This is a genomic window from Idiomarina aquatica (genome assembly GCF_004362895.1).
Taxonomy (GTDB): domain Bacteria; phylum Pseudomonadota; class Gammaproteobacteria; order Enterobacterales; family Alteromonadaceae; genus Idiomarina.
Map to the genome: position 1 here is coordinate 62,934 of NZ_SNXI01000015.1, position 12,814 is coordinate 75,747.

Consider the following 12,814-nt stretch of genomic DNA (forward strand, 5'->3'; position numbering starts at 1 on the left):
AACAATTTATCATCTATTGTGGGAATTACAATACAATTTATTGTGGGAATATTTGGCTATAGCCCGCATTATACCGTTTTAGTTTGACTATTTATTATGGGAATTGACAGGCTCACCACCAAGACCTGGCGAGATTAGCCTGGCGCACCACTCGATTTTGTTCTTAGATGAATTACCCGAGTTCTCGCGTCACGTTTTGGATTCGTTGCGTGAACCCTTAGAAAGCGGACACGTGACCATCAGCCGCGCCGCTCACCAAGTGCAATTCCCGGCAAATTTCCAGCTGATTTGTGCACTAAACCCTTCGCCATGCGGGCAGTTCGATGGCAGTCTCGGGAGTTGCCGTTCAACACCAGACCAGATACTAAATTATCTTAACAAGCTATCGGGGCCATTGTTAGATCGTATCGACATTCAGGTGGCGGTACCCCGCGAAACATCAAGCCTGCGGTTAGATGGAACTCAGGTTACGGGAGAGACTAGCGAACAAATGAAGCAACGGGTTATTGCAGCAAGGCAGCAGCAATATCGACGCCAGGGATGTCTTAACAGCGAGCTAAAAGCAAGCGAAGTTGTGTCTCATTGTATGCTAACTGACGCTGACCACGAGTTTCTTATCACTGCGATTGAAAAACTAAAACTGTCGCACCGGGCGTATCACCGAACATTGCGGTTGGCACGCAGTATTGCCGATCTGGATAATCAGAAAAAGGTGCAAAAACCTCATTTAGCCGAAGCGATGGGCTATAGAGCATTGGATCAGCTAATTGATCAAGTGCGTTCGTTATGAGCACCCAAAATGGCGCCCCATTCGAACAGTTCCTGTAGCGCTTGCTGTGCGTGGTGATGGAAACTGGTATCAGCGTTTATACCAAGCTGCATGGCCAATTGCTCGATGGCATCCTGCCCTGAACTAATGTCTTTTTGCTGTAATTGCTGCCAAAGCAGACCAAATATCGGGGTCATGAGACGAAAGCCGATGCTCAGATCAGGCTTACGATAAACCAGTACCAGTGTATCCTTTTTTTCCTGCAAAGTGGGCTGCCGTTCAATACTGATCTCATGCACCGGGTATTCGTAACTTAACAGCCAGGCGGCGTCGGATAACACCGGTTTACCATTAACAAGGTCATCGCTAAGCTGTTGTCGCACCGCTAAGGTATCTTGTGGAATGTTGTCTAGTGCCAACTCTACCCATTCGTAATGCATCAGTTCGAGCAGAAAGTCGGGCTCGGTGGTGGTAACTGCGTCACTTTCTCTTAGAAAAGACAAAAACTCGGCGGCAATCTCATTAAAATAAGGGGACTGGCTGCGGTGGTGAATTAAAAACTGGCGCACAGCATGCTGCCACCAATCACTACTCATAATTGAGCAGGCGACTGGAAAAGCGGACCGGGTAAAATTGATGAGATTATTAAAAACCAGTTCCTGGTACACGCTCATCCGTCGTGGTTCAATACCAAGCGTGTTATGGTCATTTGGGTTTCTGACCGCGGCAGTAAACTGTTGCTGGATATTACGAAACGATGGCATGCTGCGTTGCCTGCGTCTTGCGAATAGTTGCAAGTTCGTTGCTAAGCGTATCAAGCGATGGAATATTAAAATCGCGCTCAAGCAACGTCGGATGACATCCAGCGTATTGATAACTGGCCTTTAATAATTGCCAGACCGGATCAATAACATCGGCGCCATGGGTATCTATAATTAAATCCGCTTGCTGCTGATAGTGTCCGGCAATATGCATATAGCGTATCCGTTCAGCGGGCAGTCCAGTAATAAACTGAACCGGGTCATAGCGATGGTTGATGCTGTTAACATACACATTGTTTACGTCTAGCAACAAATCACAGTCGGCTTCAGCCAATACCGCATTAATAAACTCAAGCTCGTTCATATCTCCGTCGGGCATCGCATAAAAAGAGACATTTTCAATCACCAAAGGGCGTTCCAATACGTCGCTGACGGTGCGGATACGCTCGCTCACGTGTCCGATTGCATCGGCTGTAAACGGGATTGGCATAAGGTCGTACAAATGCCCCTCGTCCGAACAGTAGCTTAAGTGTTCGGAATACAGTTCTATGTCGTAATCATCCAGAAAGGCTTTCAGGCGCCTCAAAAAAGGAAGATCGAGCGGCGCGAAACCGCCGATAGATAACGATAGGCCATGCGTAGTGAACGGCACGCGCTCACGTAGCGCCCTTAATTGGTGTTGTAAGCGCGGTCCACTGTTCATCCAGTTTTCGGGCGCAATCTCGAGAAAGTCGAAGGGGAACTGATCACACTGGATCAGCTCCTGATACATCGAACGACGATAGCCTAAACCAACAGTATCGCTGTTAAGCGGCACCGCACTTGCCTTCTTTGGACTTCTCTTTTGCTTCTTTGGCTTTATCTGACATTTTTTCCTTTGCTTTGTCAGCCATCATGGCTTCACCGCACTTGCCTTCGCCGCATTTTCCTTCTTTGGCTTTTTCCGCCATTTTTTCCTTTGCTTTGTCAGCCATCATGGCTTCACCGCACTTACCTTCGCCGCATTTTCCTTCTTTGGCTTTTTCCGCCATTTTTTCTTTTGCTTTGTCGGACATCATGGCTTCACCGCACTTGCCTTCGCCACACTTACCTTCTTCCATCATCTTTTCTTTGGCCTTATCCTTGGCCTTGTCTGACTGTTTATTACCACCACAGTTACCCTCTTGCTGTGCGGTAAACGCATAGCCGGAGGTTAACTCTGTGGAAGCAAAAGGATTTTCCGCACTGGTTGCGGGTAAGGATGCACCCAGCGCCATAGCAGCGCCCACAGATGCAATTAGGGTTTTATTTGCGTAACTCATGTTGTTAATTCCTCTTTGGCAATAGCTACAATGGCTATTCACTCAATTAGCTTAGCAAATAGCAGCATGCTTGACCTAATTGTTTGCGTAAAATTTTTGCAAATGTGTCACGAATTTTTCTAGTTCGGCGCGTTCGACATCCATATGTGTTACTAATCGCAGCGTCTTGCCGGCCGGCACAATGATATTTTCTGCGGCCATATAGCGTTGTAATGAAGCGCCGACTTCTGCAGAGGGCAAATCAAGATAAACCATGTTGGTTTGCACCGGCCGCACCGAAAAGTCGTGAGCCTGGCCAATTTCCGCGAGAGCTGCCGCAAGCCAGGCAGCATTATCATGGTCGACCTTAATACGTTCAATGTGATTATCCAGCGCATGGTCAATAGCAGCTGCGATAACGCCCGCCTGACGCATACCTCCGCCCAACATTTTGCGCCAGCGTCTTGCCTTTGCTATCAATGCGTTCGATCCGACCAGTAGCGACCCAACTGGTGCACCAAGACCTTTAGAACAACAGATTGAGACACTATCGAATGGCGCAGCAAGTTCACTAAAGCTACGATCGGACGCTACCACTGCGTTAACCAAGCGAGCGCCGTCTAAGTGCATCGACAAGCCATGTTGATCAGCGATGCGGCGCGCCTTATTCAAGTAGTCCTGGTCGATGACCTGACCGGCATGGGTATTCTCAAATGCCAATAACCGCGTGATTGGAAAGTGCGGGTCGTCGGGTTTGATGCGACTAACTAATAAGTCTAGATCCAGCGTCCCCGTTGCCTGTACTTCCAGTGGTTGTGGCACGATACCGCCGACAACGGCAGCTCCGCCGCCCTCATAACGATAAGTATGGTACTCCTGACCAACAATATATTCTTCGCCGTTACGGCAGTGTGCCAGCAAACCACATAAGTTACTTTGTGTTCCCGAGGCGCAGAGTAATGCGGATTCTTTGCCCAGCATTTCAGCAACCCGTCGTTCGAGTGCATTGATAGACGGATCTTCTCCATAGACATCGTCACCAACCGGGGCATTAGCCATAGCCTCCCGCATTGCGGATGTCGGCTGGGTTACGGTATCACTGCGTAAATCGAGGCGCTTCACTCTGTCTCTCCATTAGTCTATTCGTTATAACCTCAAGCAAAGCATTCTAAGCCTGTGGTTGTTATGCAAGCCAAGTATAGGGATAATGAGCACAATTCAAACAGACACTCAATAAAAAAGCGACCGCATATGAAAGTTTTCGATAACGTTTTGGAAATGATTGGCAACACGCCACTAGTGCGTGTGAATAATTTAGACACCGGCCCGTGTGAGTTGTATTTAAAATTAGAGCTACAAAACCCGGGTGGCTCGATAAAAGATCGTATCGCGGTGGAGATGATAAACGCTGCTGAGCGCGACGGTAAATTAAAAGCCGGCGATACCATCATCGAAGCGACGGCTGGCAATACCGGACTTGGGTTGGCGGTGGTAGCGGCCAGCAAAGGTTATCCGTTAAAAATTGTGATGCCCGACAAAATGAGCCAGGAGAAAGTCAACAATCTGCGCGCGATGGGCGCCGAAGTGGTACAGACGCGGTCTGACGTGCAAAAAGGCCATCCGGAATATTATCAGGACATGGCAGCGCGTATGGCTGAAGAAAACGGCTGGTACTACGTAAACCAGTTCGAAAATGATGCCAACGTCGAAGCACATTACAAAACAACCGGGCCGGAAATCTGGCAGCAAATGAATGGCGATATCGATGCCTTTGTTTGCGGTGTTGGCTCTGGCGGCACGTTAACTGGTATTGGACGTTATCTGCGCGAGCAAAAGGCTGATGTCGATATGGTGCTGGCTGATCCGGCAGGCTCGATTCTGGAACCCCTGGTTAATCGTGGTGAAGAAGTCGAAGCCGGTAGCTGGTTAGCTGAGGGCATAGGGGAAGACTTTGTACCGACAATCTGTGATATCTCTATTGCTAATAAAGCGTATGCGATTAGCGATAAAGAAGGCATGCAAACGGCCCGAAAAGTGCTCGAAAAAGAGGGTGTCATGGTGGGCTCCTCGAGTGGCACGCTGATTGCTTCTGCACTGCGTTACTGTCAGGAGCAAACCGAGAAGAAACGTGTCGTGACACTAGCTTGTGACACTGGTAACCGTTATCTATCCAAGTTATTTAATGATGACTGGATGCGTGAAAATAATTTGCTGTAAGCGAGGTTGAACATGGCAAACGATAAAACGATGAAGTTCGCAACCAAAGCCATTCATGGCGGGCAAAGCCCCGAGCCAGTGACGGGTGCGGTGATGCCACCAATTTTTACCAGCTCAACCTATGCGCAGGAAAGCCCGGGACAACACAAAGGGTTTGAATATTCGCGCTCGCACAACCCGACACGCTTTGCCTGGGAACGCGCAGTTGCTAGTTTGGAGAGTGGTAGTCAGGGACTAGCCTTTGCGTCGGGCATGGCGGCAACGTCAACGATTCTGGAACTGCTGGATAGTGGTGACCATATTGTGGCGATGGACGATCTTTACGGCGGTAGCTTCCGCCTGTTTGATAAGGTGCGCGGGCGCTCGGCAGGTCTGCAGTTTAGTTATGTTGATTTGGCGGATCTTGAACAGGTTGCTAAGGCCATCAAACCGGAAACCCGGATGATTTGGGTTGAGACCCCAAGTAACCCGATGCTGAAACTGGTCGATATACAAGGCATTGTAGAACTTGCTAAACAGCAAAATCCGGACATCATTGTGGTGGTTGATAACACCTTTGCGACGCCGTTTAATCAACGTCCGATTGAGCAGGGTGCAGATATTGTGATGCACTCGGCGACTAAATATTTAAACGGTCACTCGGATATGGTCGGTGGTATTGCCGTGGTGGGTGACAATGAAGACCTGGTTGAGCGCATGCTGTTTTTACAAAACTCAGTGGGTGCGGTTGCGGGCCCATTCGATTCTTATCTTGCTCTGCGCGGTGTAAAGACCTTAGCCCTGCGTATGCGTCATCACAATCAGGCAGCGTTGGAATTGGCAGAATGGCTGGAGCAACATCCAAAAGTTGAGAAAGTCATTTACCCGGGATTACAAAGTCACCCGCAGCATGAACTGGCCAAACAGCAAATGGATGGTTTTGGCGGTATGATTTCAATCTTGCTGAAGGGTGATCTGGAAGCCGCGCGCAAGTTCCTTGAATCAGTAGAGGTGTTTGCGCTTGCGGAGAGTCTGGGCGGCGTTGAGTCGTTAATTGAACATCCGGCAATAATGACCCATGCCTCAGTACCGAAAGAAAACCGTGAGAAGCTTGGCATATTGGATAATTTTGTGCGGATTTCTGTCGGTATCGAAGATCTTGATGATCTTAAGGCCGATCTGGAACATGCGCTTAACGCGTTTTAATCGAAATCAGCGATTAAAAATATTCTTCAAAATCGTAAAAGCCGGCTAGAAAGTCGGCTTTTTTCTTTAAAAATCATAAATTTATACAAAATTTTACAGTTTCGTCATAATTAAGTAGTCTTACTGCATCAGCAAACGCTGACGTTGAATAACGAAAATAACAAAGCAAACAGACACAGAAAGAAGGAAAAAATTATGCTATTGAGCCTACTGGTACTACAGGGACTCGTAGCTGCGTTGTTGTTCTACGGATTAGTAGGGCAGTATCAGCAAAAACCACTTTGGAATCTGTTAGCCGTATTAACTGCGGGTTTTGTACCGCCGTTAAATTGGATTATGTTGATGGCAGCGATTGGCGTCAGAATGTGGAAGCGCTCTGCGCAGACTGCAACTGCACGTTCAACCTCCGCAACAAACCTTAGTCACTAATTAAAGAGGACGGTATGAACGCAGTACGTCCCTTCCATTTAGCTATCCCCGTAAAATCACTGGATAATGCACGCCGTTTTTATGGCGAGGTTTTGGGCTTGCAGCAAGGTCGTAGCAGTGACCACTGGATTGACTGGAACTTCTATGGTCACCAGTTTGTGACGCACGTGGCTGAAGATGTTGCCGGCATGAAAAATCATAACGGCGTGGACGGGCATTCGGTGCCGGTACCTCATTTTGGCGTAGTCTTATTACGTGATGACTGGGAAGCACTTGCCCAACGGGTCACCGCTGCTGGTATTGAGTTTGTAATTGAACCATACATCCGCTTTAAAGGGCAGCCTGGTGAACAGGGCACCATGTTCTTCTATGATTATTGTGGTAACGCATTAGAATTTAAAACCTTCAACAGCGACGACGATATCTTTGCCACCTAGGAACCCCTCTTGGCCGAATTAAATACTTTCCAGCGAATTCGCGATTTAAACTGGTCGCATAGCGTGGTGCTGGCGCTTTACCTTTGCGAGCGAATGGTGCCTAATTACGAGTTCTTCTGTCACATCACCCAATTTGGTGATGCTAAGCCGCTGCGTGGAGCACTTAATGCGTGTTGGGATTACATAGCAAACCCCAAGCAAACTAAGGTCAACTTCAGCCGCTGGCAGGAGAAGGTCGATGAGGTGACTCCCAGTGAGCACGGCCATGACATGTTGGGGGTCTATCCGGCCATGGATGCGTGCACGGCTATCAGTGTTTTGTTACAAGGCTTGATGGATAAAAATGCGGGTAACCTGTTGGACGTTGCGAAAGTTTCTCAGGCGAGCGTGGTTAAGTTTATCGAGTTAAATGACGCCGAGCAGGTAAGTCCGGATGAGTTAAGGCAGCATGTCGAGGAACACGAACTATATCAATACGAAATTGCCATGCAACAGGCGATGGTAGACTTTTTAGAAAGTCAGCCTCAAGTTAATGCCGCATTGATCAAACAAATGCGGCAGATGGTGCTTGATGAAGGTGTATCTAACCTTGGTCTTCAATTAGACGACGATTGATCAGCGTTGTTAGCGTGCTCGTTGGTGCGCTTAAAAATCGCCAACCAGGCAAAAATGCCAAACGCTAGTATCTGCCAGCTATCGCCCTTTTTCCATAGCATTTGTGGCTTCATAATGGCGACAAATGTGCCCAACAGTAATAGGTGCATAATGATCATCACCGCAAGCAGCAGTGCAACCAGCGCAAAGGTTTGTTGACCCACCTCTCCGGCAAAACCTGCAAGCACAGAAAATAACGCCAGCCAGATGACGGCAAATACGCATTTACCCATAATAATAGCGATTTTCATGCTAATCCTTCTTTTGTAATAATCTAAAACACACGGCGCCGTGGCGTTTTTCTTTAAGTGTATGCCACTGAGCCAGTTGAGGTAGTGTCAACGTGGCTTCTGTTTCCAGGTAAACCAGCGTTTCGGGAGATAGTTGTGGCAACTGGCTTAACTGTTCCAGCGATTGACTTGCTAAACCGAGATTAAAGGGAGGATCGACAAAGACGATGTCCCACTGGCTTGGTAATGACGATGGAGATTGCATTAATTGCAACGCATCAGTGGTCAAAACAGTGATGTTATCGGCGCCGAGCAAAGCGACATTTTGCTGTAACTGGTTGGCTACACGATGATCTTTTTCCACCATGACAACCTGACGAGCACCACGCGACGCCGCTTCGAATCCAAGCCCACCACTACCGGCAAATAAATCGATAGCTACTGCCCCTGCAATATCAAATTGCAGCCAGTTAAACAGTGTTTCGCGCACGCGATCGGTAGTCGGGCGCAGCCCCTCACTGTTAAGGATGGGAAGTTTGCGACTTTTCCATTGGCCGCCAATGATTCGGAGTTGACCTTGATTTTTGCGCAAATTGACCTCAAAAACAACAGAGCATGGTAAACTTAGGAAATAGATTTCGTATAGTTTACTCGTTCCCGCGTTTGAGTTCCAAGATAAGGTTGCAAGGTAAAGCGATTATGGCAAAAGGTTCGTTGTTCTCAATTTTTAAAAAGAAGAAAAAGTCGCCTGTTGATGATGCCGTTGTGGAGGACACCGCTACTGAGGCTAGTCAAGCCGAGGTAGAGTCAGCAGAACCTGAGCCAGAGCCTGAACATGAACCAAAATCTGAGCCAGAAACAGAATCAGAACCAGAGGCTGAAAAGTACTCATCACCATCAGCCGTTGACGACTGCGCGTCGGTAACTGCTGACTCAGCTGCGGGTAAACCGCTGCCCGAGGTAACACCTGAGCCAGAACCTGAACCAGAGCCTACCCCAGAATCTACCCCGGAAACTAATCCTGAGCCAGATGCCAAGCCGGAACAACCAAAAGCTGAAAAGAAAGGCTTTTGGCAGCGTTTAACCCAAGGACTAAAAAAGACCTCAGGCTCCATTGGCTCCGGTCTTTTTGGGATTTTTCGCGGCAAAAAAATCGACGACGAATTATTTGAGGAATTAGAAACTCAATTGTTGATGGCGGATTTAGGTGTTGCGACAACGACCAAGATCATCGATAACTTAACCCAGCAGGCCAATCGCAAGCAGTTGAATGATGCCGAAGCGCTTTATGAACTTTTGCAACAACAGCTTGCTGATATTTTAGCGCCTGTCGATAAACCATTGGAAATACCTGAAGCAGACAGCCCCTATGTTATTTTGATGACCGGTGTTAATGGTGTGGGCAAAACCACAACCATTGGTAAACTGGCGAAACAGTTTAAAAACGAAGGCAAGTCGGTCATGCTCGCGGCTGGCGATACGTTCCGCGCAGCAGCCGTAGAGCAGCTTGAGATATGGGGCGAGCGCAACGATATACCGGTGATCGCACAGCAAACAGGTTCAGATAGTGCGTCGGTTTTATTTGATGCTTTGCAAGCGGCTAAGGCAAGAAATATCGATGTATTAATTGCCGATACTGCGGGTCGTTTGCAAAACAAAGCTAACCTGATGGAAGAGTTGAAAAAAATTGTTCGGGTCATGAAAAAAGTGGATCCGGATGCGCCGCACGAAGTGATGCTAACGCTGGATGCAGGAACCGGACAAAATGCGATAAGTCAGGCAAAGTTATTCACTGACGCGGTAGGCGTTTCAGGTATCGTGATGACCAAGCTGGATGGTACCGCAAAAGGTGGGGTTATCTTCGCGGTTGCAGACCAGTTCGCAATTCCGATTCGTTACATTGGCGTCGGCGAGCAGCTAGACGATTTACGGCCATTTGTGGCGAAGGACTTTATCGGCGCGTTGTTTGACCGTAAGCTAGAAGCAGAATCCAATAATAATTAACAGCGGCGACTGAATGATTCGTTTTGAGCAAGTCAGTAAAACCTATCCTGGCGGGCATCAAGCCCTCAGCCATGTAGATTTTCATATTCAGCCAGGCGAAATGGCCTTTTTAACAGGTCATTCGGGGGCCGGTAAAAGCACGTTATTAAAGTTGATTAGCATCATGGAGCGGCCTACTGCGGGTCGGGTAATGATCAACGGTAACGACTTGCGGAAAATCAAATCATCGCAAGTCCCCTATGTACGGCGTGATATCGGCATGATTTTTCAGGATCATCGCTTGCTGATGGACAAAAGTGTCTTTGATAATGTTGCGTTACCTTTGATTATAGAAGGTTACAGCGTTCAGGAAGCACGTAAGCGGGTGCTGGCTGCGCTGGAAAAAGTCGGCTTGGCGGACAAGTATCGCCACTACCCACAGATGTTATCGGGTGGTGAACAACAACGCGTGGGGATTGCCCGGGCTATCGTTAATAAACCGCCGTTACTGCTTGCCGATGAGCCAACAGGTAACCTCGATCCCAAATTATCGATGGAAATCATTCGTCTATTCGAGTCCTTCAACAAAGTGGGCGTGGCAGTCTTAATCGCTACCCACGATTTAGGCCTGATAGCGCGGTTAAAGTATCGAACCCTGACGTTAAAAGACGGGCGTTTGATCAATGATGGCTTGAGTGAGGAGTCGTCAGTATGAGCCTACTTTTCCGTAATCGTGATGTACCGGGGGGAGCAGCGAAGCGACAGAAGTTGGCCTGGTACAGACGCGCACTGATGTGGCCAGTGCACCATCTGCAACAGGCTGTAGCCAGCCTGGGGGAACTTTGGCGCAACCCGTTTGCATCATTGTTAACGATGGCGGTATTAGGTTTAAGCTTAACCTTGCCATCAACGCTCTACGTACTGGTAAAAAATACGTCGGCTGTTTCCGGTGACTGGCAGCAAGCGTCACAAATGTCGCTATTTTTACGAAAAGAGATCGATACCAAGGCGATAGAAACGTTAAAAACGCAGTGGTCGCTTAATCCTAAAATTGAATCAGTAGAGCTCATTAGCAAAGAACAGGGACTTGCTGACTTTAGGCAACAGTCGGGTTTTGGCGAGACATTAGATTACCTCGAATCTAATCCGTTGCCTGATGTATTGCTGGTTATCCCTGCAGACGCATTCCGCACACCAGAAAAAGCCAGGGAGTTACTGGCCGAGTTAGAGCGCGCGCGCGAGGTTGATTTTGGTAAGTTGGATGTGCAATGGCTGGAACGCTTGCAGGCGCTATTAAATCTCGCTGAAGATATCCTCGGTGGTTTGGGCATTTTGCTGTGTCTATCGGTTGTCTTGATCGTCGGTAACACCATTCGCCTGAATATTCTGAGTCAACGCGAGGAGATCGTTGTAATGAAGCTGGTGGGTGCAACCAATGCCTTTATTCAACGGCCGTTTCTGTACACCGGTTTATGGTATGGATTTATTGGCGGCATCTTAGCCTGGTTGGCCACTGCGGTGTTGATTTGGTGGGTCGAGGGCTCGGTGCTAAGTGTGACCGAACTTTATGAAACACAGTTCCAGTTAGCGGGCCTGAACTTTAATGAAATGCTGATTGTGTGGTTAATTGCTATTGTGCTGGGGTTGGCGGGCTCGTACCTGGCAGTGCGTCGACATATCAGAAGTATTGAACCGCAATAGGGTTGCGATCGTATAGATCTTAGATATACTAATTTTTTGGCTGGCACCGTGTAGGTGCGCTCCAAAAAGGAACTTTTCTGTCAAAAAAGGGTCATAGAGAGTAGGTAAAATCACCGTTATTGGTTGTAAACCGAATCTTTATACCGACATTTTATAGCATAGAGGTAGTCGATGAGCACTGAATTACAAACCATGGCGTTGTCTGTTCCCCAAGGGGGCGGTCTAGACGGTTACATTCAGGCTGTTAACCGCATTCCAATGCTGTCTGCGGAAAAAGAAAAGGAACTCGCCACTAATCTATATGAAGATGGCGATTTGGACTCTGCGCGTGAGTTGATCATGTCGCACTTGCGCTTTGTCGTGCACATCGCGCGGGGCTACTCAGGCTATGGACTACCGCAAGCTGACCTTATTCAGGAAGGTAATATCGGTCTGATGAAAGCGGTTAAACGCTTCAATCCAGAGGTCGGTGTACGTCTTGTATCCTTTGCAGTGCACTGGATAAAGGCCGAAATTCACGAGTATGTGCTGAAAAACTGGCGTGTGGTGAAAGTTGCTACAACCAAAGCTCAGCGTAAGTTGTTCTTTAACCTGCGTAAGATGAAAAAACGTCTTGGCTGGTTCAGTCAGAAAGAAGTTGAGACGGTTGCAGAAGAGCTGGGTGTTTCGACCAAAGAGGTTATGGAAATGGAAGCGCGCATGAGTGCGCATGACCAAGCCTTCGAACTCAGTTCCGATGACGATGACAGTAAAGAGGGTAATAATTACTCTCCGGCAATGTATCTCGAAGATAAACGCTCGGATCTGGCTGAAGAAATTGAAGCCGAAGACTACGAAGCGCATACCCAGCAAAAACTATTAACTGCAATGGGTCAGTTGGACGAACGTAGTCAGGATATCGTGCAGTCACGGTGGTTAACTGATAACAAATCAACATTGCATGACTTGGCGGCAAAATACCAAGTATCTGCTGAGCGTGTTCGCCAGTTAGAGCAAAATGCCATGAAGAAACTACGTACAGCGATGGCGTAACGCTGTCGGGACTTCCGAAAAAGGCGTTGCGCATGCAACGCCTTTTTTGTTTGCCCAGCGAAGCTGGCAAACCCGCCAGGTTGTAAGAAGCCTGGATCACCCTGACTGAGGGGAAGATAATCCGAATGGCAAGGGC

At 48.1% G+C, this 12,814-nt stretch carries 16 protein-coding genes; 10 read left to right on the forward strand and 6 right to left on the reverse strand.

The features are described from left to right. Positions 1-103 precede the first annotated feature (103 nt). Positions 104-790 (forward strand): ATP-binding protein, encoded by a 687-nt coding sequence (locus DEU29_RS10585; RefSeq protein WP_133540326.1) that lies wholly within the window; start codon positions 104-106, stop codon positions 788-790. Here DEU29_RS10585 and DEU29_RS10590 read toward each other — a convergent pair. From DEU29_RS10590 to ltaE, 4 genes are all read right to left on the reverse strand, one after another. Continuing rightward, a complete protein-coding gene (locus DEU29_RS10590; protein WP_133540327.1) occupies positions 772-1,533 on the reverse strand; it encodes an HvfC family RiPP maturation protein in 762 nt (253 codons plus the stop codon). The two genes, DEU29_RS10585 and DEU29_RS10590, sit on opposite strands and share 19 nt — an antisense overlap. Beyond that, positions 1,517-2,347, reverse strand: coding sequence for an HvfB family MNIO-type RiPP peptide maturase (locus DEU29_RS10595; protein WP_279513247.1), 831 nt, complete (start codon positions 2,345-2,347; stop codon positions 1,517-1,519). The genes DEU29_RS10590 and DEU29_RS10595 overlap by 17 nt, the downstream gene beginning before the upstream one ends. Beyond that, the gene (locus tag DEU29_RS10600) at positions 2,337-2,831 is read right to left on the reverse strand and encodes an HvfA family oxazolone/thioamide-modified RiPP metallophore (protein WP_133540328.1); all 495 of its coding nucleotides are present in this window, start codon (positions 2,829-2,831) and stop codon (positions 2,337-2,339) included. The genes DEU29_RS10595 and DEU29_RS10600 overlap by 11 nt, the downstream gene beginning before the upstream one ends. Positions 2,832-2,906: 75 nt before the next feature. Continuing rightward, on the reverse strand, positions 2,907-3,881 hold the full coding sequence (ltaE, locus tag DEU29_RS10605) for a low-specificity L-threonine aldolase (RefSeq protein ID WP_243734567.1): 975 nt from the start codon (positions 3,879-3,881) through the stop codon (positions 2,907-2,909). A gap of 180 nt (positions 3,882-4,061) precedes the next feature. On the opposite strand from ltaE, the gene DEU29_RS10610 reads away from it, so the two are divergent. The 5 genes from DEU29_RS10610 to DEU29_RS10630 all read left to right on the forward strand — a co-directional run bounded on the left by DEU29_RS10610 (position 4,062) and on the right by DEU29_RS10630 (position 7,693). Further along, positions 4,062-5,027: a PLP-dependent cysteine synthase family protein gene (locus DEU29_RS10610; protein WP_133540330.1), complete on the forward strand. Its 966-nt coding sequence runs from the start codon at positions 4,062-4,064 to the stop codon at positions 5,025-5,027. Between the two features lie 12 nt (positions 5,028-5,039). Beyond that, positions 5,040-6,212, forward strand: a complete 1,173-nt coding sequence (locus tag DEU29_RS10615) for a cystathionine gamma-synthase (RefSeq protein WP_133540331.1) — start codon at positions 5,040-5,042, stop codon at positions 6,210-6,212. A 195-nt stretch (positions 6,213-6,407) separates the two neighbouring features. Next, positions 6,408-6,641 (forward strand): hypothetical protein, encoded by a 234-nt coding sequence (locus DEU29_RS10620; RefSeq protein WP_133540332.1) that lies wholly within the window; start codon positions 6,408-6,410, stop codon positions 6,639-6,641. Between the two features lie 14 nt (positions 6,642-6,655). Further along, positions 6,656-7,078, forward strand: coding sequence for a VOC family protein (locus DEU29_RS10625; RefSeq protein ID WP_133540333.1), 423 nt, complete (start codon positions 6,656-6,658; stop codon positions 7,076-7,078). Between the two features lie 9 nt (positions 7,079-7,087). Beyond that, positions 7,088-7,693: a YjaG family protein gene (locus DEU29_RS10630; RefSeq protein ID WP_133540334.1), complete on the forward strand. Its 606-nt coding sequence runs from the start codon at positions 7,088-7,090 to the stop codon at positions 7,691-7,693. Here the strand turns inward: DEU29_RS10630 and DEU29_RS10635 are convergent. Beyond that, positions 7,675-7,983: a DUF1145 domain-containing protein gene (locus tag DEU29_RS10635; protein ID WP_133540335.1), complete on the reverse strand. Its 309-nt coding sequence runs from the start codon at positions 7,981-7,983 to the stop codon at positions 7,675-7,677. The genes DEU29_RS10630 and DEU29_RS10635 overlap by 19 nt on opposite strands. Position 7,984: 1 nt before the next feature. Next, a complete protein-coding gene (gene rsmD, locus DEU29_RS10640; protein ID WP_133540336.1) occupies positions 7,985-8,554 on the reverse strand; it encodes a 16S rRNA (guanine(966)-N(2))-methyltransferase RsmD in 570 nt (189 codons plus the stop codon). A 107-nt stretch (positions 8,555-8,661) separates the two neighbouring features. Between rsmD and ftsY the strand changes: the two genes are divergently transcribed. The 4 genes from ftsY (at position 8,662) to rpoH (ending at position 12,678) form a co-directional block, all read left to right on the forward strand. Continuing rightward, entirely contained in the window at positions 8,662-9,966 is a 1,305-nt protein-coding gene (gene ftsY, locus DEU29_RS10645) for a signal recognition particle-docking protein FtsY (RefSeq protein ID WP_133540337.1), read from the forward strand. A 13-nt stretch (positions 9,967-9,979) separates the two neighbouring features. Then, a complete protein-coding gene (ftsE, locus tag DEU29_RS10650) occupies positions 9,980-10,660 on the forward strand; it encodes a cell division ATP-binding protein FtsE (protein ID WP_133540338.1) in 681 nt (226 codons plus the stop codon). Then, positions 10,657-11,646 (forward strand): permease-like cell division protein FtsX, encoded by a 990-nt coding sequence (ftsX, locus tag DEU29_RS10655; protein ID WP_133540339.1) that lies wholly within the window; start codon positions 10,657-10,659, stop codon positions 11,644-11,646. The genes ftsE and ftsX overlap by 4 nt, the downstream gene beginning before the upstream one ends. A 171-nt stretch (positions 11,647-11,817) precedes the next feature. Continuing rightward, on the forward strand, positions 11,818-12,678 hold the full coding sequence (gene rpoH, locus DEU29_RS10660) for an RNA polymerase sigma factor RpoH (protein ID WP_133540340.1): 861 nt from the start codon (positions 11,818-11,820) through the stop codon (positions 12,676-12,678). Positions 12,679-12,814: the final 136 nt, after the last annotated feature.

Excerpts from the sequence above, each read along its gene's own strand:
- DEU29_RS10590 (WP_133540327.1), bottom strand. The coding sequence starts at position 1,533 with ATGCCATCGTTTCGTAATATCCAGCAACAGTTTACTGCCGCGGTCAGA.
- DEU29_RS10600 (WP_133540328.1), bottom strand. The coding sequence starts at position 2,831 with ATGAGTTACGCAAATAAAACCCTAATTGCATCTGTGGGCGCTGCTATG.
- ltaE (WP_243734567.1), bottom strand. The coding sequence starts at position 3,881 with ATGCGGGAGGCTATGGCTAATGCCCCGGTTGGTGACGATGTCTATGGA.
- DEU29_RS10610 (WP_133540330.1), top strand. The coding sequence starts at position 4,062 with ATGAAAGTTTTCGATAACGTTTTGGAAATGATTGGCAACACGCCACTA.
- DEU29_RS10615 (WP_133540331.1), top strand. The coding sequence starts at position 5,040 with ATGGCAAACGATAAAACGATGAAGTTCGCAACCAAAGCCATTCATGGC.
- DEU29_RS10620 (WP_133540332.1), top strand. The coding sequence starts at position 6,408 with ATGCTATTGAGCCTACTGGTACTACAGGGACTCGTAGCTGCGTTGTTG.
- DEU29_RS10625 (WP_133540333.1), top strand. The coding sequence starts at position 6,656 with ATGAACGCAGTACGTCCCTTCCATTTAGCTATCCCCGTAAAATCACTG.
- DEU29_RS10635 (WP_133540335.1), bottom strand. The coding sequence starts at position 7,983 with ATGAAAATCGCTATTATTATGGGTAAATGCGTATTTGCCGTCATCTGG.
- ftsY (WP_133540337.1), top strand. The coding sequence starts at position 8,662 with ATGGCAAAAGGTTCGTTGTTCTCAATTTTTAAAAAGAAGAAAAAGTCG.
- ftsE (WP_133540338.1), top strand. The coding sequence starts at position 9,980 with ATGATTCGTTTTGAGCAAGTCAGTAAAACCTATCCTGGCGGGCATCAA.
- ftsX (WP_133540339.1), top strand. The coding sequence starts at position 10,657 with ATGAGCCTACTTTTCCGTAATCGTGATGTACCGGGGGGAGCAGCGAAG.
- rpoH (WP_133540340.1), top strand. The coding sequence starts at position 11,818 with ATGAGCACTGAATTACAAACCATGGCGTTGTCTGTTCCCCAAGGGGGC.